19 protein-coding genes are annotated in these 20,655 nt (G+C 46.1%); all 19 read left to right on the forward strand.

Going from position 1 to position 20,655, the window contains the following annotated elements:
* Positions 1–33 precede the first annotated feature (33 nt).
* The 19 genes from J2T16_RS00350 to J2T16_RS00440 all read left to right on the forward strand — a co-directional run bounded on the left by J2T16_RS00350 (position 34) and on the right by J2T16_RS00440 (position 20,580).
* A complete protein-coding gene (locus J2T16_RS00350) occupies positions 34–1,332 on the forward strand; it encodes a CCA tRNA nucleotidyltransferase (protein ID WP_499017419.1) in 1,299 nt (432 codons plus the stop codon).
* Positions 1,319–2,296 carry a biotin--[acetyl-CoA-carboxylase] ligase gene (locus tag J2T16_RS00355; RefSeq protein WP_154890604.1) on the forward strand — a complete coding sequence of 326 codons (978 nt, stop codon included), beginning with the start codon at positions 1,319–1,321 and terminating at the stop codon, positions 2,294–2,296. The genes J2T16_RS00350 and J2T16_RS00355 overlap by 14 nt, the downstream gene beginning before the upstream one ends.
* A gap of 353 nt (positions 2,297–2,649) precedes the next feature.
* Positions 2,650–3,522 carry a 3-methyl-2-oxobutanoate hydroxymethyltransferase gene (gene panB / locus J2T16_RS00360; protein ID WP_499017422.1) on the forward strand — a complete coding sequence of 291 codons (873 nt, stop codon included), beginning with the start codon at positions 2,650–2,652 and terminating at the stop codon, positions 3,520–3,522.
* Positions 3,522–4,424, forward strand: a complete 903-nt coding sequence (panC, locus tag J2T16_RS00365) for a pantoate--beta-alanine ligase (RefSeq protein WP_499017424.1) — start codon at positions 3,522–3,524, stop codon at positions 4,422–4,424. The genes panB and panC overlap by 1 nt, the downstream gene beginning before the upstream one ends.
* Positions 4,417–4,800, forward strand: a complete 384-nt coding sequence (gene panD / locus J2T16_RS00370) for an aspartate 1-decarboxylase (protein WP_090917154.1) — start codon at positions 4,417–4,419, stop codon at positions 4,798–4,800. The genes panC and panD overlap by 8 nt, the downstream gene beginning before the upstream one ends.
* Positions 4,801–4,841: 41 nt before the next feature.
* Complete coding sequence (locus J2T16_RS00375) at positions 4,842–5,537, forward strand: tetratricopeptide repeat protein (protein WP_312027597.1); 696 nt, start codon at positions 4,842–4,844, stop codon at positions 5,535–5,537.
* 200 nt (positions 5,538–5,737) lie between these two features.
* Positions 5,738–8,599, forward strand: a complete 2,862-nt coding sequence (gene dinG / locus J2T16_RS00380; protein WP_221788202.1) for an ATP-dependent DNA helicase DinG — start codon at positions 5,738–5,740, stop codon at positions 8,597–8,599.
* A gap of 218 nt (positions 8,600–8,817) precedes the next feature.
* Positions 8,818–9,474: a redox-sensing transcriptional repressor Rex gene (locus tag J2T16_RS00385; RefSeq protein WP_154957563.1), complete on the forward strand. Its 657-nt coding sequence runs from the start codon at positions 8,818–8,820 to the stop codon at positions 9,472–9,474.
* Positions 9,458–10,765, forward strand: coding sequence for an amidohydrolase (locus J2T16_RS00390; protein ID WP_221788204.1), 1,308 nt, complete (start codon positions 9,458–9,460; stop codon positions 10,763–10,765). The genes J2T16_RS00385 and J2T16_RS00390 overlap by 17 nt, the downstream gene beginning before the upstream one ends.
* A gap of 44 nt (positions 10,766–10,809) precedes the next feature.
* Complete coding sequence (locus J2T16_RS00395) at positions 10,810–11,340, forward strand: hypothetical protein (RefSeq protein WP_499017428.1); 531 nt, start codon at positions 10,810–10,812, stop codon at positions 11,338–11,340.
* Positions 11,341–11,672: 332 nt separating this feature from the next.
* The gene (locus J2T16_RS00400) at positions 11,673–12,200 is read left to right on the forward strand and encodes a hypothetical protein (RefSeq protein WP_090917144.1); all 528 of its coding nucleotides are present in this window, start codon (positions 11,673–11,675) and stop codon (positions 12,198–12,200) included.
* On the forward strand, positions 12,193–13,695 hold the full coding sequence (locus J2T16_RS00405; protein ID WP_336120221.1) for an AAA family ATPase: 1,503 nt from the start codon (positions 12,193–12,195) through the stop codon (positions 13,693–13,695). The genes J2T16_RS00400 and J2T16_RS00405 overlap by 8 nt, the downstream gene beginning before the upstream one ends.
* Before the next feature lie 133 nt (positions 13,696–13,828).
* Positions 13,829–14,701: a 3-hydroxyacyl-CoA dehydrogenase family protein gene (locus J2T16_RS00410; protein ID WP_123066052.1), complete on the forward strand. Its 873-nt coding sequence runs from the start codon at positions 13,829–13,831 to the stop codon at positions 14,699–14,701.
* Positions 14,698–15,903, forward strand: coding sequence for an acetate/propionate family kinase (locus tag J2T16_RS00415; RefSeq protein ID WP_154890595.1), 1,206 nt, complete (start codon positions 14,698–14,700; stop codon positions 15,901–15,903). Before J2T16_RS00410 ends, J2T16_RS00415 begins: the two co-directional genes overlap by 4 nt.
* Before the next feature lie 102 nt (positions 15,904–16,005).
* Positions 16,006–17,301 (forward strand): asparagine--tRNA ligase, encoded by a 1,296-nt coding sequence (asnS, locus tag J2T16_RS00420; RefSeq protein WP_090917136.1) that lies wholly within the window; start codon positions 16,006–16,008, stop codon positions 17,299–17,301.
* Between the two features lie 20 nt (positions 17,302–17,321).
* The gene (locus tag J2T16_RS00425; protein WP_499017432.1) at positions 17,322–18,026 is read left to right on the forward strand and encodes a DnaD domain protein; all 705 of its coding nucleotides are present in this window, start codon (positions 17,322–17,324) and stop codon (positions 18,024–18,026) included.
* 245 nt (positions 18,027–18,271) lie between these two features.
* Positions 18,272–18,772 carry an RNA polymerase sigma factor gene (locus J2T16_RS00430; protein WP_090917132.1) on the forward strand — a complete coding sequence of 167 codons (501 nt, stop codon included), beginning with the start codon at positions 18,272–18,274 and terminating at the stop codon, positions 18,770–18,772.
* Positions 18,765–19,217, forward strand: a complete 453-nt coding sequence (locus J2T16_RS00435) for a hypothetical protein (RefSeq protein WP_253493490.1) — start codon at positions 18,765–18,767, stop codon at positions 19,215–19,217. The genes J2T16_RS00430 and J2T16_RS00435 overlap by 8 nt, the downstream gene beginning before the upstream one ends.
* A gap of 28 nt (positions 19,218–19,245) precedes the next feature.
* Complete coding sequence (locus J2T16_RS00440) at positions 19,246–20,580, forward strand: multi-tm2 domain protein (protein WP_336120220.1); 1,335 nt, start codon at positions 19,246–19,248, stop codon at positions 20,578–20,580.
* Positions 20,581–20,655 lie beyond the last annotated feature (75 nt).

Genomic DNA, 20,655 nt, shown 5'->3' on the forward strand with positions numbered 1-20,655 from the left:
AACCACAACTGGCAAGAGAAGAGGTGATATGTGGTGGTTCAATGGACACAAGCAGATGATGAAATGGCAAAACAAAGTCAGAATGTCCTTACTCGATTAAATGAACATGGCTTCGAGGCTTATTGGGTTGGCGGCTGTGTTCGGGATGAAATATTGGGGCGTGCCGTGGACGACATGGACATTACGACCTCTGCTTCTCCCGAGCAAGTTATGGCTCTCTTTGATGATTGTATTCCTACGGGATTACAGCATGGGACCGTGACGGTCCGCTCTGGCGGCTATTACTTTGAAGTGACGACCTTTCGGACAGAGTCGGAATATCAGGATAATCGTAGGCCTGCAGCAGTGCAGTTTGTTCAAGACATCAAGGAAGATTTAGAGCGGCGTGATTTCACCATGAATGCTCTTGCAATGGACGTGAAGGGAGCTATAGTTGACCCTTTTGGCGGACAAGTTGATATTAAACAAGAGCTTGTGCGTTGTGTAGGCTTGGCGGTTGAGCGTTTTGGTGAGGATGCTCTGCGTATGTTGCGCTGCGTTCGGTTCGCTTCCGTCTTTAATTTCAGAATTGCGTACAATACCTGGAAGGGACTCGTTGATCAACGCGAACTGCTCCGGCATATTGCGATGGAACGGGTTCGTACCGAGATGGTAAAAATGATGGCAGGTCCTCATCCGCTCAAGGGATTGGAATTGTTATTTCGCAGCAGAGCGCTAGAATATGTCAAAGCACCAGTGGATTCTTCCAGGTTCAATAAAGATTTGTTAACTGGCTTGCAACATTTGGCAGGAGAACATGTGTTGCTTCGATGGTCATGTGTGTTGCTGGCTGGTGGATACAACCGGGAAGAAGCAGACAAGTTATTGCGGCTGTGGACATTTTCCAATGAACAACGTGTTCGAATTACGGGTGTGCTTCAGATGGAGCAACTGGTGACTGATTTTGTGGAGCATTGCGAAGATGATCAAGGGCTGCGGGAAAACTGGATTGTGTCCGTACTCCATTGTGGTGCTCAGGCGGCTAACGACTGGCTGCTCTTGCAAGAGCAATTGCCGAAACAGTGGCGTGAAGGTTCTGAACAGACACATGATCGACTCGTTAAAGTTCAAACTCTCGCGGCAGACTGGAGCCGATCCATGCCAGTCCACGCAATAAAAGAACTCGAAATCACTGGTGAACAGGTGTTGCAATTAGTGGAGCGCAAAGGTGGACCTTGGCTCGGACAACTCATGAAACATCTGCTCAGGGAAACGGCGATTGGAAATATAAAGAATCAGTATGAAACACTAAGTGCTGAAGTGAAACGGGTGGCTGCGAATGACCAAGCATGAGGACTTATTACATATGTTACTTCATGCTGACGGACAGTTTGTGTCGGGCGAGGAGATTAGCCGGCATCTGTCCATCAGCCGAACCGCCGTATGGAAACATGTCAATAAATTACGGGAGATGGGTTATGAGTTTGAAGCCGTTTCCCGTAAAGGGTACCGTCTGGTCACGAGACCCGAAAGCATTGATGAGACAGCTCTCCAACTTGCTCTGAAGACGACAACATTTGGCCGTAAAGCGATCATGCTGTCCTCAACGTCATCTACACAGGCTGATGTTCTTAAGCTGGCAGAAGAGGGCGAGAGTGAGGGCGCGGTGGTTTTCGCTGAAGAACAGACTGGCGGCAGGGGGCGTTTCGGCCGCAAGTGGTTCTCCCCTCCTGGAAAAGGGATCTGGATGAGCGTGCTGCTACGCCCCGAATTACCGTTGCAACATACGCCCCAGCTTACCCTTATGACTGGTGTAGCTGTATGTCGAGCGATTCGAGCTTATACTGGTGCAGAGGCTGGCATCAAATGGCCGAATGACTTGTTGATTAATGACCGTAAGATATGTGGCATTTTACTTGAATCTGCGGTGGAAGATCATCAGGTTCGATATTGCATTGCGGGCATTGGCGTAGATGTAAATTTCGATTCTCAGGATTATCCGGAAGACTTGCAACAGATTGCCACCTCGATTCAGATTGAAACAGGGCAAGCTATTGATCGGACGGGGCTGGCAGCCGCTATTTTAACGGAAATGGAACATCTTTATTTTTTATATCAAAAAGAGGGATTTGGAGTTATATCTTCACTATGGGAAGCGTTGTCCGTTTCGTTAAATCGAAAGGTGACTGTTACCAATCCTCACGGTGTGATTGAGGGAACAGCTGTAGGGCTGGACTCTTCGGGAGCACTGGTAGTTGAGAAGCAGGATGGGGTACGCGAACTGATCATATCTGGCGAAGTGACTTGGAAAAGCTGATATTTTGTCGAAAACTCTTGAATGATCTCGAACATAAGACGTGAACTTTGAGCAGAACTTTGGTATACTGTTTTCGTGAGGCGGTATCGGGCTTTATTGACCGAGCTGCACTCCGATGAGCAGTAACCTTTGTTCTGCTTGATGCGTTTTACCTAGACAAGTAGGACAGCAATAGCAAGGAAAAAATGGAATAAGAACAAATGTGTTGTTGGATTCTGCTCTGAGCCGAAGAGGACCGAGACAGAAGGGACGATCGCAAGTGACTCTTTTTTGACTTTTCGGGACTTTTTAGTGGAAAACTAAAAGGTTTTTTTGTTGCGTTTAATTGAAAAGGTGAGAGGGGTACAAGACAAATGGCAAACAAACAAGCATTAAACATTGTGAAGATGAAAAAATACAAGCAAGATGGCATTCCGCTTAGCATGATTACAGCTTATGACTATCCAACTGCTCTGCTCGCCGAAGAAGCCGGCATTGACATGATTTTGGTGGGCGACTCTCTAGGTAATGTTGTCCTCGGTTATAACTCAACTTTGCCAGTCACGATTGATGATATGGTCTACCACACTCGGTCGGTTGTGCGTGGAGCGGAACACACGTTTATCGTTGCAGATATGCCTTTTATGACGTATCACGGTAGCGTTGATGAAACATTGAAAGGTGTTCGCCGGTTGATGCAGGAAGGTCATGCTCATGCGGTCAAAATGGAAGGCGGCGTTGAGATTGCAGAGACAGTCAAGGCTGTTGTGCAAGCAGGTGTGCCTGTGCTCGGACATATTGGATTAACACCACAATCGGTGAATCAGATCGGTGGTTACCGGATTCAGGGCAAGGATGCAGCAGATGCCAAACGTCTGATGAATGAAGCCAAAGCGCTTGAAGCCGCAGGGGCTTTCGGCATCGTGCTCGAGCTCGTGACGGAAGAAGTGGCCGAGGCAATCTCGAAGGAATTGTCGATCCCGACCATTGGCATTGGTGCAGGGCGGGGATGTGACGGTCAAGTGCTCGTTTTTCATGATGTGGTTCAATATGCTTCACCATACACGCCTAAACGATTTGTCAAAACCTATGGTGATGTAGGAAGTGTGATTCGCAGCAGTATTGAAACGTATGTAAAAGAAGTGAAGGATCGCTCCTTCCCGGCCGAAGAGCATGTTTTCAGTGCAGCGGATGGCGTGCTGGATGGATTGTATGGACAACGTAAAGAAAAGGTGGAAATTCGCTGATGAAAGTCATACGGACGATCACAGAGTTAAGACGGGAACTAAGCTTGATGCGAAAAAAGCAAGCGATCCATTCCGAAGAAACGATCGTTGGACTGGTGCCCACCATGGGATACCTTCATCAAGGCCATGCCAGTCTGATGAAAGCAGCGAGAGAACAGAGCCACATCGTTGTTCTAAGCATCTTTGTTAATCCGATACAGTTTGGCCCGAATGAAGACTTTGAAAGTTATCCGCGGGATGAACAGCGCGATCTTGAAACGGCTCGTGCTGAAGGGGTAGATATCGTATTTATTCCCTCGGTGGAAGAGATGTATCCCCAGCCGACGCAAACGACGATTGCCGTATCCGGGATTACAGAGCGCTTATGTGGCGCATCCCGGCCAGGACATTTTAACGGAGTGACTACCGTAGTATCGAAGCTGTTTAACATCGTGCAACCGCAGAAAGCCTTTTTTGGGATGAAGGATGCACAGCAGGTGGCCGTTATTGAGCAAATGGTACATGATCTGAATATGCCAGTGGACATTATCCCTTGTCCTATCGTTCGTGAGCAGGACGGTTTGGCGCTCAGCTCCCGTAATGTCTATTTGAGCGCAGAGCTACGTCAGGAAGCTTTGGTCTTGTCTCAGGCACTGCGCGCCGCACAGGAGTCGGTGGAGATTAGAACAGCCGTTACAGCAAAAGACATTCGTCGTCTGCTTCATGAACATATTGGCAAATCTGAGCATGCTGTCATTGATTATGCCGAGATTCAGGCTTTTCCAAGTCTGGAGCCTCTTGCAGACCAAGAGGAATTGAATGCATATGATGATCTGCTAATTGCACTAGCCGTGAAATTTGGGAAAACAAGATTGATTGATAATATACGTATTCAAAAAATGGAGGTGCTGTCCCATGTTTAGAACTCTAATGAAATCCAAGATTCACCGTGCTACGGTAACGGAAGCCAACTTGAACTATGTGGGTAGCATTACCATTGATGAAGACCTTATGGAAACTTCGGATTTAATGGAAAATGAAAAAGTGCAAATTGTGAACAATAACAACGGAGCAAGGCTGGAGACTTATGTAATTCCAGGACCTCGCGGCAGTGGCGTCATCTGTCTGAACGGTGCTGCCGCTCGTCTTGTACAGCCTGGAGATACAGTCATTATCATTTCTTATGCCATGATGTCACAGGAAGAAGCGAATACGCATAAACCTACCGTGGTGTTTGTGGACAGTCAGAACAAACCGGTTCAGACGATGAAGAAAGAAGTTCACGCCACGATCTTGTAATCGACTGGGAAGGGGAATGAAATCGGCCCATCCAGCAAAAAATGAGTACAGGTCACTGCACTAATTCATTTTCCAAGGGTGGGGATGCATCGATGTTCCAGCATGTTTTCGCCGAAATGAACGACATGTTAGATGAAATTATCAAGAGCTATCCTTCCGCTGAAGGTCTGAACAAACAGGAGCTGCAACAAAAATGGAATTTGCTCAAACGAATGAGTGACGGGATGCTGGATGAATGGCTAATGTTTGAAGAAAAGATGAGTCAGATTCGGGAAAGGGAGCTGGACAAACCGGCTTCACTTGAGCCGGAGCAGGAAGCAGTGACAGCTTTGCCTGAACTTCATCTTGAATGCTTCAGCCGCGGCCAAGGATATTTTAAGCTACAAATGTATCCGCAGGCTATTGATCAATTCTTACGGGTTGTGAACGATTACCCGGATAGTGCCTTAGCCCGTTTTTATCTGGCACTCGCACACTTAAGTCTGGAGCAGATTTATGAGTCTGAAACCCATTTACAGCAGATTATGCTACTTAAGGGATCAGCAAGACTCAAAGGCCTTGTATGTAATGCTCTGGGCTGTATCCAAGCGAAGCTCTCCAATCCAGAAGCAGCATGCTCCCTGTTCGCACAGGCCCTTCAGTATGACCCGACGTTGACCGAACCTCTGTACAACATGGAAGTTTGCAGGCTGAACAGAGGTAAACTGCAATACGCAAACCAGCTAGGGTGTGTCTGAAAATCTGCACTTGCACTTCAGTCTGTTTCAAGACATGCCCAAATTGCCCTGAATTGAAAAAGACATGTGGCAACAAAAGAACGGTGTTTCCTCCTTTGACATAGCGGCGGAAACACCGCTTTTTTGTCAGTTAATTTTCAAATGTCCTTTTTTTTGCTATGCTGTAACATAGACTGGAATGGAAGGGATCGTATATTGCAATGAAATTTGCCGTTTTGGATTTCGAAACAACCGGCACGCAGTCCGACGGTGAGATCATACAGGCCGGACTTGCCATCATAGACCATGACTTCAGCATAACTCAAATATATAGTTCTTATGTAAATCCGGGTGTTCCAATTCCGCCATTCATCACTGGGTTGACCGGAATTACAGAAGAAGATGTCGCGGATGCTCCATCTCTTGAAGAGATGATGATGGAGATGGTACCGCTTCTTGACGATGTGGTTCTGGTGGGCCATAACGTAGCATTCGATTTTCATTTTTTACAGAATGCACTTGATCGATGTGGATATTTACCGTTTACAGGTCGTATTCTGGATACGATTGATTTCTTGAAAATAACTTTTCCGTCGCTGGGTTCATACCAGCTTGGTTATGTATCAGCCGAATTTGGATTTGAACATGACCGGCCTCATCAGGCTGACAGTGATGCACTGGCAACAGCTCATGTTTTGCTCAAATGTCTCGATGAACTTAGAGAGCTGCCGTTAATTACAATTCAGCGGCTTAGCGACCTGTTTGCACCAGAAGACAGTGATCTGGGATGGTTTTTCGACGGACTACGTGCGGAGAAGGAAGCAGAACCGATTCAGGACCTGGATGGGCATACCTATTACCGTCAGCTGGCGCTTAACGTTAGTGACTGGACGGAAATTGGAGCTCCTCGGGATGAAAGAGAAGCGAATCCGCTGGACGGTGTGACCTTTGATCAGTTTATGGATCAGGTGCGCGCCAACCTCAAAGAGACACTGGATCATTATGAAGAGCGTGAAGCACAGACACAGATGTTTGGCAGCGTGCGGCAGGCACTGGATGAAGAGAAACATCTTTTGCTGGAAGCCGGAACGGGAACAGGGAAATCCCTGGGATATTTGTTACCTGCTATTTATGAAAGTGTAAAACAAGAACAGAAGGTGATGGTAAGCACTCACACCATTAACTTGCAAGAACAACTGCGCGAACGGGATATTCCGATGCTGACGCAGGTGGTTCCTTTTCCGTTCAAAGCTTCCGTGTTCAAGGGGAGAGGCCATTATCTCTGTCTACGCAAATTCGAACACAAAATCAACAAACGTGAATTTGCTACGCCGAAAGAGGATTACTTCACGGCAGCACAGATGATTGTGTGGCTCACACAAACCGAAACGGGTGACGATGAAGAATTGAACCTCAGTGCACGCGGAGGAGATTTCTGGGAAACGGTGCAGAGCGAGTCCGAGTCTTGTCTCGGTAGATCCTGTCCGTGGTTCCGCAAGTGCTTCTATCATCGTGCGAAACATGAGGCGGGACTTTCTGATATTGTGATTACCAATCACTCCAAACTGTTTACAGACGTGAAGGCTGCTCATCAGCTGTTGCCAGCTTATGAAAGTCTGGTCATTGATGAAGCGCACCATCTTGAAGATGTAGCGGGTAAACATTTGGGGCTTCACATGAAGTATTTTACGCTCGTACACACACTGACCCGTTTGTTCAAAGATAGTCGTAATGGTCAGCTTCCCATGCTTCGCTCTCAGTTGTCAGGGCACGAGAACGGTGTACAGTGGGGTTCAATGGTGGATCAGATGTTTCCTCTCGCCGTGGAAGTGAAGGAAATGTGGGATCGTCTGAGCGATGCTCTGTTTGGTCTTTTGCCTGAACGGAGTGATGCTTCTCCAGGGGAGACCGGACAGTTCTCGCTGCGGCTTAAAGCGTCTCAGAAGCCTGCCAAGTGGCAGGAGTTGCAGGATTTGGAGAACCAGATCTATGTGACATTGGGTGATTTGGTTCGTAAGGGTGACAAACTGTTGCTCGAAGTAAAAGAAGATCAGGATGATTATCAGTCCGACAGTCTGATCACTGATATCACCGGGCTCTTGAAAGATCTGACGACGATGAAGGAGAATTTAAGATTCTTCATGCGTATGGATGATGCCAAGACCGTGTACTGGATGGAGGCCAGCGGACAGTTCCGTAGCAAGTCACTCCAGCTATACGCTGTTCCGGTTGATGTGAGCGCGCAATTGAAAGAGATGTTTTTCGATAAAAAGAAAAGCGTTGTGCTTACATCGGCTACGCTGTCGGTGGATAAGTCATTCCAGTTCATGATTGAGCAACTGGGTTTGCAGGAAGCTGCCGACAATAATCGGCTTCTGACCTCGATGCTACCTTCCCCATTCAATTATCGGGAACAAGCTTTGTTAGTAATCCCGCGGGATTTCCCGAGTCTGAAGGGGAGCGTAGGGGACGCGCACTTTGTACAGATGCTGGTGCACTCTCTTGCTGAGACGGCGATTGCAACTCAAGGACGTATGATGGTGCTGTTTACCTCTTATAAAATGCTTCGACAAGTCTATGAACCACTGAAAGAGGCTTTGTCCGGGAATGACATCTCGTTACTGGGGCAAGGTGTTGACAGCGGGAATCGTTCGAAGTTGACCCGACGCTTCCAGGATGCCAAAGCAGCAGTCCTGCTGGGTACGAGTAGCTTCTGGGAGGGCGTGGATATTCCGGGTGAAGCGCTGACCTGTCTTGCGATTGTGAGACTGCCTTTCCAGCCGCCTAACCATCCGCTTCTGGAAGCGAAGAGTGAACTGTTGCAAGAGCAGAAGAAGAATCCATTCATGAAGCTGTCTGTGCCACAGGCAGTCATTCGCTTCAAGCAGGGCTTCGGCCGACTCGTTCGGACAGGCAAAGATCGCGGAATCGTCATTGTGTATGATACGCGTGTAATTGAAGCTTATTACGGCAAGTACTTCCTGTATTCGCTACCGGGACCAAAGATGGAGCATATGCTGACAGAACAGATGGTTCCCCGTATTGCTGAATGGTTAGATCGACCTGCAGAAACTCAAAAATAATTACGATGTAAAGCTATAACATTGCATTGGACTTCACCATGGCGTTAAACTTTGAAGAAGACTTCACAAAGTTCGAACAGGGCAGCGCTTTAATGAACTTATATTCCTAATAATTCGGGCATTCTGTATGAGGACATCATGCATGGATATTGCATGTATACAGAATGCTCATCTTTTCAATATTTATTTAATCGTGGCGATGGTAAGGGGGAGCAAGGATGAAATCGGATAAAATATCAGAAGCGGTAGTACGGCGTCTGCCTGTATATTTGCGTTATTTAAACGAGTTGGTTCAGCGTGAGGTGACAACGGTTTCCTCGCAGGAACTAGGACAGCGACTGGATTTGAATCCAGCTCAAATCCGTAAAGATTTAGCTTATTTCGGTGATTTTGGTCGTAAAGGAATCGGGTATGATGTGTCTTACCTGATCGAGAAGATTCGTCACATTTTGAAAATTGATCAGCAAATTAATGTGGCTCTGGTAGGGGCCGGTAATCTCGGACATGCCTTATCGAATTATAATGCTTATTTGAAGGACAATATGAAAATTGTCGCTATTTTTGATGCGTTTGGGCCTAAGATTGGCAGTAAAATTAATAGCCTGACGGTCAAACCTATGGAAGAACTTACAGAAGCGGTTCAGAAAGATAACATCCGTATCGGGATCATCACGGTGCCGGACACGGAAGCTCAGAATGTTGCCGATCAACTGATTGAATCGGGTATTGAGGCGATCCTGAATTTTGCACCGACGATTCTAAAAACGCCTTCACATGTGCGGATTCATCATGCAGACTTTACAACGGATTTGCTCAGTTTGGCTTATTATTTGGAGAACGGGAAGGAAGATGAGCTTGATGACAACAACGAATAAATGGGTAATCCAAAATGGTAAATTTGCTGTAAATGAAGGTGCCAATTGGACTGTGATTCAAGGGTATATGGTCGTTGAAAATGACAAGATTGTGCATATTGGTGAGACGCTGCCGGATGGTGACGAGAACCTGCCTAAAGTGGATGGAAAAGGACTGCTCTTCCTGCCGGGTCTGATCAATACGCATGGTCATGCGGCAATGTCTCTGCTTCGAGGTCATGGTGATGACCTGGCATTGCAAGTGTGGTTACAAGAAAAAATGTGGCCAATGGAAGCCAAAATGACTTCTGAGGACGTGTATTGGGGAGCATCCCTTTCGGTGCTTGAGATGTTAAAAGGCGGAACAACAGCTTTCCTGGACATGTATGACCACATGGATCAGGTAGCAAAAGTGGTTGAACAGTCAGGAGCAAGAGCTGCGCTGGCTCGCGGTGTCATTGGACTGTGCTCCGAAGAAGAGCAGATGCGAAAGCTCGAAGAGTCCGCTGCGTTTGCGCGTGAATGGAATGGACAGGCGGATGGACGCATCACAACCGTAATCTCTCCGCACGCGCCTTACACATGCCCTCCAGATTACATAGAGAAGCTTGTTCAAGTTGCGCATGATCTAAACCTGCCTCTCCATACGCACATGTCAGAGACGCTTCGTGAAGTGGAGCAGAATGTATCAGATTACGGCATGCGTCCAGTGGCACATTTGGAGAAGCATGGCTTTTTCTCACGTCCTTCACTCGTAGCGCATGCTGTGCATCTCAACGATGAAGAGATCGAGATCTTGGCACGTCATGATGTCGCTGTATCCCATAATCCGGGTAGTAATTTGAAGCTTGCATCGGGTGTAGCTCGTGTTCCCGCTTTGTTGAAAGCAGGAGTTACTGTATCTTTAGGAACAGACGGACCGGCAAGCAACAACAATCTGGATATGTTTGAGGAAATGAGACTTGCAGCTTTAATTCATAAAGGAGTATCCGGTGATCCTACCGCCGTACCTGCCGGGGAAGCGTTGCTTCTTGGAACAGCTTACGGTGCGAAGTCCATCTTCCTGAACGATACTGGAGTTTTGAAAGTTGGTAAAAAGGCTGATTTTATTGCACTCAACATTGAACAGGCTCACTTCTATCCACACACGGATTTGATTTCACATGCAATTTACTCGGCTTCGGCGAAAGATGTGGAACATGTATGGGTAGATGGCAAACAAGTCGTAAAACATGGTGAATGTTTAACACTGGATGAAGAGCGCATTTTGCGGGAATCCCAGTTGGCCTTTGATCAATTGCTTGCGCGTTAAGAGGCAACTTCAATGCGCACTTTTAGGGAAAGGAAGTTCAACTCTTGAAGAAAAAAAAGAAGTGGATATGGATATCGCTGCTCATTCTCGTTCTGATCTTGATTGGGCTTCAGCGATATTACGTCTATGTCACGCAGGATCAGCGGCAGGAAGAAGCATTGGCGATTGAATCGGCACAGAACCAGCTGGGCATTACAGCACCTGATGAACTGCGGAAGTACGTGTGGGGCGAAAAGAGTGGCGCTGACAACATATACTGGACGATGACAGCTAAAAACAAAGATAATCAGGACATTATGATCTGGGTTAAGTTTGATAATAACAATCAGCCTGTACAAGGCGCGGCAGGTGTGCACAGTGAGTTATTGCAGAACGGGATGACCGAAATGCAGATTCGCAACCGTTTCAGCTCAGATGTTCCAGGCGGTGAGATCAAACGGATCATGCCAGGTGTTGTGAACAATATCTATGTGTGGCAAGTGTACTATGACGATGATACGCATAACTATTATCGCTTTTACCGATTTAGCAACGGAGAGCAAGTCGATCTGGTATATACGTTACCGAACAGCTGACTTCATACATCTTCTTCCATTATGATGATGAATAAAACGGTCAATTCATAGATAGTTGCACATAACAATAAGCCAAAAAACCGGCAGACGGGATACCGACTGAACCGGTTTTTTGCATTCCAACCATTGAACATCAAATGAAATAGTTAAAATTATTAATTTATTCATATTTTCGCCTTCGAAATTGTATATACGATGTGATATACTCAGATATGTACTGAAGTTAACGAACAACGCAAATAAATCTGCAATAAACGTTGCAGACATGATGTACAGCTAAATATACAAGCCTGTAGATTAAGGACGGGCTCATTTTGGGAGGGGTAATTCATTTGAAGCTGAAAGTATTGCCTATTGTTCTAACCGCCGTAGTTTCTGCCGTCCTGTTGTTTGGAGGTTGGTTCATATACCGTCAAGTAGCCGTACAGAGTCCGATTGAAAAGATGGTTACTCAGTACGAAGGTGTTAATAGCGTTCAGTTAACTATTAACCGCAATGATGTACAAATGAAACTTGATTTAAAGCCAAATGTAGATTTAGGTAGACTGGTGCAATATATTCATAGAGAAGGACAGAACCTGATCGGCTCCCGAGCGCTCAAACTGGATGTCGTAGACCACTCCAATGAGGCGCTTGAAAACTGGTGGGGAGATGCCATGTTTACCGTAGCCCAGGCGATGGAGAACAAACAATACGCCGAGATTACTCCGACGTTGTCCAAGATGGCTACAGGAGGAATTCAAGTCAATACGGCGATGGATGACAACAATGTTTATGTAAGTCTGCGAGACGGAGAAGCCAGCAAGTTTATTATACTGCCGCGTGTACCCGGTCAGATAGGAGTGTGGCCTAATGCCTAAATGGACAAAAGAAGCAGCCATAGGAATTGTCCCAGTTGTTATCATTTTTCTTGCTTTTATCGGTGTGAATATTGTTCCGATTCTGATCGCAGCATTGCTGGTTGGTGGGTTGTTATTCATGATGCAGATGCGCGGCGGGATTACGGTAGGTGCTGGACAAGAGCGTAAACGGAAGAAAAAAGGACCTTCAAAACTGACGTTTGAAGAAATTGGAGGTCAGGACAGTGCCAAGCAGGAATTAAGAGAGGCGCTTGACTTTCTGATCCGTCATGAAGAAATACAGAAGTTTGGGATAAGGCCAATGAAAGGTATTTTGCTGACTGGTCCTCCGGGAACAGGGAAAACGTTGATGGCTAAAGCCGCGGCTCACTACACGGATTCGGTATTCGTAGCTGCATCAGGCAGTGAGTTTGTTGAAATGTATGTCGGTGTAGGTGCCAGCAGAATCCGGGATTTGTTTAAGGATGCCAGAACACGGGCAGCGAAGGAAAACAAGGAAAATGCGATCATTTTTATTGATGAGATTGATGTGATCGGTGGTAAACGTGAAGGTGGACAGCAACGTGAGTATGATCAGACCTTAAATCAGTTGCTGACGGAGATGGATGGCATATACACTTCCGAGACGCCTAGGATATTGCTGATTGCAGCTACCAACCGTAAAGAGATGCTCGATAGTGCACTGACACGTCCAGGGCGCTTTGACCGTCATATTCAGGTGGATTTACCAGATAAAAAAGGTAGAAAACACATCTTGGAGCTACATGCAGTGAACAAACCACTTACACAGGGCGTGAGTCTGGAAAAAACAGCGGAAGAGTCTTACGGTTTCTCAGGCGCACAGCTCGAAAGTGTCATGAATGAAGCTGCGATCTATGCGATGCGTGAGGGCTTGCTTACCATCGAACAGCGTCATTTATCTCTTGCGATTGACAAAGTGATGATGGGTGAGAAAACCGATCGCGAGTCGAGCGTTGAGGAAAAGAAAAGAGTGGCCATTCATGAACTTGGACATGCCATTATGGCTGAGCTTGTGCGTCCTGGGAGTGTAAGCCAGGTAGCCCTTAGTCCGCGTGGACAGGCACTTGGGTACGTGCGTCATAACCCGCAACAGGAGCAGTTTCTGTATACGAAACGTTTTCTGGAGGAGCAGATCATGATTGCACTGGGTGGTGCAGCCGCCGAAGAAATGTACTATGGTGGTCGTTCTACAGGTTCACGCAATGACTTTGAACAAGCGACGAATGTTGTACAGACGATGATGGCTTCCGGTTTGACGTCACTCGGGATTGTAAATATGGATATGGTCACTACCGAAGAACTGATGAGAGAAAATAAAGTTATTCTTCAGGAACTGATGGAGCAGACGAAACGCCGGCTTGAAGAGCAACGGTCAATTTTCGACAATTCTCTCGACATTCTGATGCGTGAGGAAGTTTTGTCAGGAGAACAATTTCGTTGTCAATTTCGTGACAGTGCACGTTTACCAGCATAATTTCTTTATGCTGGTTATTTTTTTTTACATTTCAGTCGTGCTAAGATATTATTAGTTGTTGGGTCGAAATTTGTAATTTTCGGCGAACAGGGTACAATAGAGAAATAGAGAACCGAAAGGATGGAGCAGAACCATGTTTTTCAAAAAAATAGGAGTTGTCGGCGGCGGTACGATGGGGCAAGGAATTTCCCAGATGCTCGCAGCCAAAGGACTTGATGTGCTTCTAGTGGAGCATACGACTAAGAAGCTTGATCATGCATATGACATGATTGAAACTAATTTGGATAAACAGCTCGAGAAATGGGCGATTACCAAAGCGGAGAAGAAATTGATTCTCTCCCGTATTACGAAAGTAGCGCACTTGGCTGAACTGGGCTCTTGCGATATGGTTATTGAAACGATCTCGGAAGATCTGGAAGCTAAAAAAGCAGTCTTTAATCAATTGGATCAGGTATGTCCAAGCAATGTGATTTTGGCAAGTAACACGTCCACGCTGAGTTTGACCGAGCTTGCAAGCTCGACCAAGTACCCGGAGCGTGTTATTGGTATGCACTTTATTCACCCGGTATCCCGGGTTGATCTTGTTGAGATTATTCGTGGTCTGAAAACATCCGATACAACATTCGAAGAAACTCGCCGCTTTGTTGAAGAAGTCGTAGACAAAAAAGGCGTTATGATCTATGAATCCCCTGGATTTGTAACCTCCCGTCTGATCTGCTTGCTGATCAACGAAGCGCTTCATGTCCTGCAAGAAGGTGTAGCTTCTGCTGAGGACATCGATGATGCAATGCGTATCGGTTATAATTTCCAACATGGACCGCTTGAAATGGCTGACCGTTTCGGACTGGATTCCGTTGAGGCAGCTCTCGAAAGAATGTTCCGTGAATTCGGAGAACTGAAATATCGTCCTTCGATTGTCCTGAAAAAAATGGTGCGTGCAGGTCATCTGGGCGTGAAAACAGGAGAAGGATTCTTCAAGTACGACAAGGATGGTGACCGTCTGTGAATATACTCGTAATTAACGCGGGGAGTTCCTCGCTCAAATATCAATTGTACAACATGGAAGATGAATCGGTACTTGCAAAAGGTCTGGTAGAGCGGATCGGGATGGATTCTTCCATTCTGACACATAAACCGACTGGCCGTGAGGAAGTTACGGAAGTTAGTGAGATTCTGGAACATACGACTGCGATTCGTAAAGTCATTGATTTGTTGACACACAAGGAACACGGCGTGGTTGCTTCTGTTAGTGAAATTCAGGCTGTAGGTCACCGTGTAGTACACGGCGGTGAAGCGTTTAAAGAATCTTCACTGGTAGACGACGCTGCAAAAACCGAAATCCGTCGTTTGTTTGACTTAGCTCCGCTTCATAACCCGGCAGCAATGATGGGTATCCGTGCGGCGGAATTGAATATGCCAGGTGTGCCTCAGGTAATGGTGTTTGATACAGCGTTCCACCAAACGATGCCTGAACATGCTTATCTATATGCTATTCCACGTGTACTTTACAAAAAATACAAAGTACGTCGTTACGGCGCCCATGGTACCTCCCATGATTACGTAAGCAAAGCGGCAGCCGAGTATCTCGGTCGTCCGGTGGAAGACTTGAAAATTATCACTTGTCACGTAGGTAACGGTGGTAGTGTAACTGCTGTTAAAGGCGGCGTATCAGTGGATACATCGATGGGTATGACTCCACTTGAAGGTCTGATGATGGGAACGCGTAGTGGTGACCTTGATCCAGCGATTGTGCCTTATGTTATGAACAAGGAAGAACTTAGCGTAAGCGAAGTTAGCTCCATGTTGAACAAACACAGTGGACTTCTGGCGATTTCTGGAATCAGCAGTGATATGCGTGAAATTACAGAAGGCATGGAAAAAGGCGAGCCTAATTCGACGCTGGCTTTTGAAATGTATGAGTATCGTTTGCGTAAATATATCGGTTCTTATGCTGCGGCGATGAACGGTGTAGACGTGATCGTATTTACAGCTGGTGTGGGTGAAAACTCCGTTGTTCTTCGTCAGAAAGTATGTGAGCAATTGACATACCTCGGCGTTGAACTGGATGAAGCATTAAATGCGATCCGTTCCGGCGAGCCACGCCGCATTACAACTGAAAATTCAAAAGTGGACGTTCTTGTCGTACCTACGAACGAAGAATTGGTCATCGCACGAGATACACACCGAATCGTATTGAATTCTAAGTAATCTAACTGTAAAGTAAATACAGGATGACAATGAAGTGCAGAGGGCAGGTGCGAACCTGTCCGCTGCATTTTCAAATTTATGGAATCAAGGGGAGATATGGGCATGGATACGAATTGTGTAATTCGTAATGTGAATGAGCACGTGGGTGAGACAGTTACCATCGGCGCTTGGATTAATAACAAACGCTCCAGCGGTAAAATTCAGTTTTTGCAACTCCGTGATGGAACTGGATATATTCAAGGTGTAGTGGTTAAGAGTGAAGTCAGTGAAGACATCTGGAATGATGCCAAAAGCCTGACTCAGGAGAGCTCAGTCTACGTGACAGGTATTATCCGTGAAGAGCCACGGAGCGCGTCCGGGTATGAGATGACCGTTACTGGCGTGAAAATCATTCATTTGACAGAAAACTATCCTATTACACCGAAAGAGCACGGTGTGGATTTCTTGATGGATCATCGTCATCTATGGCTTCGTTCCACCAAGCAACGTGCCGTAATGGTGATTCGTGCAGAGATTATTCGTGCTGTTCAGCAGTTTTTTGATGGTAACGGATTCACACAGGTGGACCCTCCGATCCTGACGCCTTCATCTGCTGAAGGAACAACCAACCTATTCCATATCAAATATTTTGATGAGGATGCGTATCTGACACAAAGTGGACAATTGTATATGGAAGCCGCAGCGATGGCGCTTGGTAAAGTATATTCCTTCGGTCCGACCTTCCGTGCAGAGAAATCCAAAACCCGCCGTCACCTGATTGAGTTCTGGATGATTGAGCCGGAGATGGCATTTGTCGATCACGAGGAAAGCTTGCGCGTACAAGAGAAATTCATCGCACATGTTGTTCAATCCGTGGTGAAAAATTGCCGAGCTGAGCTCGAGTCTATCGGACGTGACGTCTCCAAACTGGAAGGCATTACAGCTCCGTTTCCCCGTATTACGTATGACGAAGCGATTGAGTTCCTGAATGGACAAGGCTTTGACATTCCTTGGGGCGAAGATTTCGGTGCACCACATGAAACAGCGATTGCGGAAAAATACAATACTCCTGTATTTATTACGCATTACCCAGCTGGAATCAAAGCATTTTACATGAAACCAGATCCAAATCGCCCTGAAGTTGTTCTGTGTGCAGATATGATTGCGCCGGAAGGTTATGGCGAGATCATTGGTGGATCACAGCGTATCGATGATCCAGAACTGATGCAACAGCGTTTTGAAGAGCACAACCTTTCGGATGAAGCGTACCAATGGTACCTGGATCTGCGTAAATACGGATCGGTTCCTCACTCCGGTTTCGGTCTGGGATTGGAGCGCACGGTAGCTTGGATCTGTGGACTTGACCATGTTCGTGAGACTATTGCATTCCCTCGTATGCTCTATCGTCTGTACCCTTAATGCTTAACGGAAAAGAGTATATGGAAGACGCGTCCTCCAAAGCCTGGTTAAGCGGTGCAGCTTACGGTATGGCTTCAGGTACTGCTCAACTACCGTATGCCTTACTACGTTTTTATCATCAGCTTGGATTGTCCGATACTGAGGTTCTGCTTCTCATTCAATTACTGGGCTTCCGTCAGGCGGAATTCAATGAATTTCCAACCCTTGAAGAGCTTGCTACACGAATGGGACTTGCTCCTGAAGGCATTGCCAGAATGTTGCAGCGTCTGATGAGGGATGGATACATTACGATAGATGAGCATCGGGACGAAGAACGGGATATTCAGTATGAACGTTATGACCTGCACGGCTTGTATGCCAAGCTTGCGATGTATACAGCGGAAGATGCAGCTCATGCCCGGTCAGAACAACAAAAAGCCAATACTTCACGTCCAGATTCGAACAGTGTTCAAAAAGAAGAGGAAGAGCGAAATATGTTCTCTATTTTTGAAAAAGAATTTGGTCGTCCTCTCTCGCCAATGGAGTGTGAAACGATATCCAGCTGGCTGGATCAGGATCGCTATCAGGAAGAACTTATTCTGATGGCTTTGAAGGAAGCGGTATTTGCAGGAAAAGTGCATTTCAGGTACATCGACCGAATTTTGCTGGAGTGGAGCAGGAATCGTGTTAAAAATGTACAGGATGCCAAAGCGTATACGCAACGTTTCCGCAATGGCGGACGTTAAATTAAATAAACAGGCCAGAATTCATTCTGTGCCTGTTTTTTGATATTATTTTGCTCCATAATATACTTCTTATTAGCTTTATATAAATCTATAACTTCAATACCCCAAGGGAGACTAATTATAAAAAGTTAATAAAAATTGCAGGGGTCAGTTGACCAGTCGTCGTCTATAGAATTGGAGAGGAGGGGAGAGTTATTGACGAAGCGCTCGTAATTGAACAAATCCGTCAAGGGGATGCATCTCAAATGCGTGTTCTGATCGACAAATACAGTCAGCATGTCTATCATGTGGCGTATTCTGTCTTACGTAACGATCAGGATGCACAGGATGCCGCTCAGGAGGCGTTCATTCAGATTTATAAATCTCTCCCCGACTACCGATCCGAAGGGTTCAAGACGTGGATCACACGGATTGCTTTTCACAAGGCTATTGATGCCAAACGCAAGCTGGGCAGACGGAGTGCTGAAGATCTGGGCGGAGATGAAATGGTAGTTAATCTGCCTGGACGGGATGAAGACGTTCTAGCCCGTGTCATTCGTGAAGAACGGCAGGAGAAACTTCGTGAGCGGATTAATCAGCTGCCTGCCCAGCACCGGGATATTATTACCGCTTATTATCTGAGCGAGAAAAATTATGAGCAAATTGCCCATGAGGCTCAGGTTGCTGTAAAAACGGTTGAATCAAGGTTATACCGGGCTAGACAGTGGATTCGAAATCATTGGAAGGAGGAAGAGTGGCGTGAGTAAAAAAGAAATGTATACCATCCAGCAATGGACGGATTATATCGAAGGCCGAATCAGCGGCAAACAGGCGATTCTGATGGAGCAGTTTCTTCTGAATGAACCAGATGCAATGCAAGATTATCTTGAAGCTTTAGATATGGAGCGAAACTACCCTGCATTACCGAATTCAGCGGATTTTACCGACTCCGTCATGAAGCGAATTGAGAGTATGGCGCCCGATGGCAAGACACGACATTCTAGAGGTGAACGAAACCGCCGATGGTTTGAACATAGAGTATTTCACTACGCTGTAGCAGCCTGTTTAACATTGATTTTTCTTTCTTCCGGACTGTTTGACAAGGTGGCCCCTTATCATAAATTCCAAGAAGGTGACACTTCAGGCTCATTTACCGAGAAATGGACTGAGGCGGCTACCTCATGGCTGGATAATTTCAAACCCAAACCTTGATTGGTTTCACATGGCCTGAATAGAAAGGATGACGACTGTGCATTCAGATCGTAATAAATTACTTGCATTTTTATTAAATCTGTTCCCTGGGCTTGGGTTCCTCTATTGGCGGCGAACGGCCCGAGCTGTAGTTTACCCGTTATTATTTTTTGGAACGGGCATTGGTTTTGTCATGTTGACCTATTTGGTCGGTGATAAGGATCTACTAGTCTTTGGATTATTAGGTGTGATCTTTATCTGGTGTCTCAGTATGCTAGACATGATTATTGTGTTGCTCTCTGCACCTTCCGTCCGAGAAATGTATTACAACGGACAAGGTATGCATTATGGTCATCCTGAACATCATCAAGGTTCCACCTATCCAGAGGGTTATGTTAGAGAACAAGGACCAATGGGGGCTATAAATCAGAATGACATGCATCGCCAGGGTGCTGAGGGTGAGCATGAATATGGTGGATTTCCTGATGGGGCAACCTATACGGGACCTCACCCCATGTACCGTAAGGGAAGTGAAGGGGAGCGTTTTTTCACCATTTTGCTTTCATTTGTGCCTGGTCTTGGACATTTACATCTTGGATTGCTTCACCGGGGCTTATCCTTTTTGATCGCATTTTTTGGTTCATTCGCCATGATGGTGTTCGTATCCGCCATTACAAACGAATCTATATTTTTGATGTTTTTGCTCATTCTGCCTGTAATCTGGGTGTACTGCATGTTCGATGCGGTCCAGCATGTACATCGCAAGCAGGCTGGTGAAGTGTTACAGGATCGAACGTTATTTGAAGAGCTCGAGACAGGCAGAATTATGGGCAAGCGCAGCAAAGTGCTGGCCACACTGCTCTCCGCTTTTCCGGGTGCGGGGCATATGTATCTCGGATTGCAAAAAAGAGGTCTGCAACTTATGTTTTTGTTCCTTGGTAGCATCTACATTCTGGACCTGCTTCGTTTATCTGTGTTCCTGTTTATGATTCCACTGATCTGGTTCTATAGCTTCTTTGACGGACTTCAATGCTCAAGTCGGTATGGACGTGAACCGCTTAATGATCAGCCGGTCTTCAAAGACTGGGTTCGACATCAGCGTTTTATCGGAATGGGAATCGCGGCTCTCGGTTTGTACTATTTAACGATCCGCCTGATTATTCCGCAATTAAACGAGATGTTTCCGAATGTGTTCCTGACGTATGAGATTCGTTCGTATTTGAACACAGTTATCGTTTCCTTTTTGCTCATCTTTGGTGGGTTAAAGTTGTTATTTGGAAAACAGCGTGAGTCTACTGCTGAGGCATCCATGGCCAATGCAAACCATACGAAGGATGATGAATTGGAAAGTCTCTTTTTATTCAAGGATCGAGATAAACGATGATTCGTTTACAAGAAACAGTATAAAAAGCAAAACACACCAGGGCTGATCTCAAGCCGCTGGTGTGTTTTTGTGATA

The sequence above is a fragment of the Paenibacillus intestini genome (assembly GCF_030803945.1).
GTDB classification, from domain to species: Bacteria; Bacillota; Bacilli; order Paenibacillales; family Paenibacillaceae; genus Paenibacillus; species Paenibacillus polysaccharolyticus.

Coding starts and splice junctions, on each gene's coding strand:
- J2T16_RS00410 (WP_123066052.1), top strand. CDS start 13,829: ATGTTTTTCAAAAAAATAGGAGTTGTCGGCGGCGGTACGATGGGGCAA.
- J2T16_RS00425 (WP_499017432.1), top strand. CDS start 17,322: ATGGAAGACGCGTCCTCCAAAGCCTGGTTAAGCGGTGCAGCTTACGGT.
- J2T16_RS00385 (WP_154957563.1), top strand. CDS start 8,818: ATGAAATCGGATAAAATATCAGAAGCGGTAGTACGGCGTCTGCCTGTA.
- J2T16_RS00390 (WP_221788204.1), top strand. CDS start 9,458: ATGACAACAACGAATAAATGGGTAATCCAAAATGGTAAATTTGCTGTA.
- panB (WP_499017422.1), top strand. CDS start 2,650: ATGGCAAACAAACAAGCATTAAACATTGTGAAGATGAAAAAATACAAG.
- J2T16_RS00405 (WP_336120221.1), top strand. CDS start 12,193: ATGCCTAAATGGACAAAAGAAGCAGCCATAGGAATTGTCCCAGTTGTT.
- panD (WP_090917154.1), top strand. CDS start 4,417: ATGTTTAGAACTCTAATGAAATCCAAGATTCACCGTGCTACGGTAACG.
- J2T16_RS00375 (WP_312027597.1), top strand. CDS start 4,842: ATGAGTACAGGTCACTGCACTAATTCATTTTCCAAGGGTGGGGATGCA.
- dinG (WP_221788202.1), top strand. CDS start 5,738: ATGAAATTTGCCGTTTTGGATTTCGAAACAACCGGCACGCAGTCCGAC.
- J2T16_RS00440 (WP_336120220.1), top strand. CDS start 19,246: ATGACGACTGTGCATTCAGATCGTAATAAATTACTTGCATTTTTATTA.
- J2T16_RS00430 (WP_090917132.1), top strand. CDS start 18,272: ATGCGTGTTCTGATCGACAAATACAGTCAGCATGTCTATCATGTGGCG.
- J2T16_RS00355 (WP_154890604.1), top strand. CDS start 1,319: ATGACCAAGCATGAGGACTTATTACATATGTTACTTCATGCTGACGGA.
- asnS (WP_090917136.1), top strand. CDS start 16,006: ATGGATACGAATTGTGTAATTCGTAATGTGAATGAGCACGTGGGTGAG.
- panC (WP_499017424.1), top strand. CDS start 3,522: ATGAAAGTCATACGGACGATCACAGAGTTAAGACGGGAACTAAGCTTG.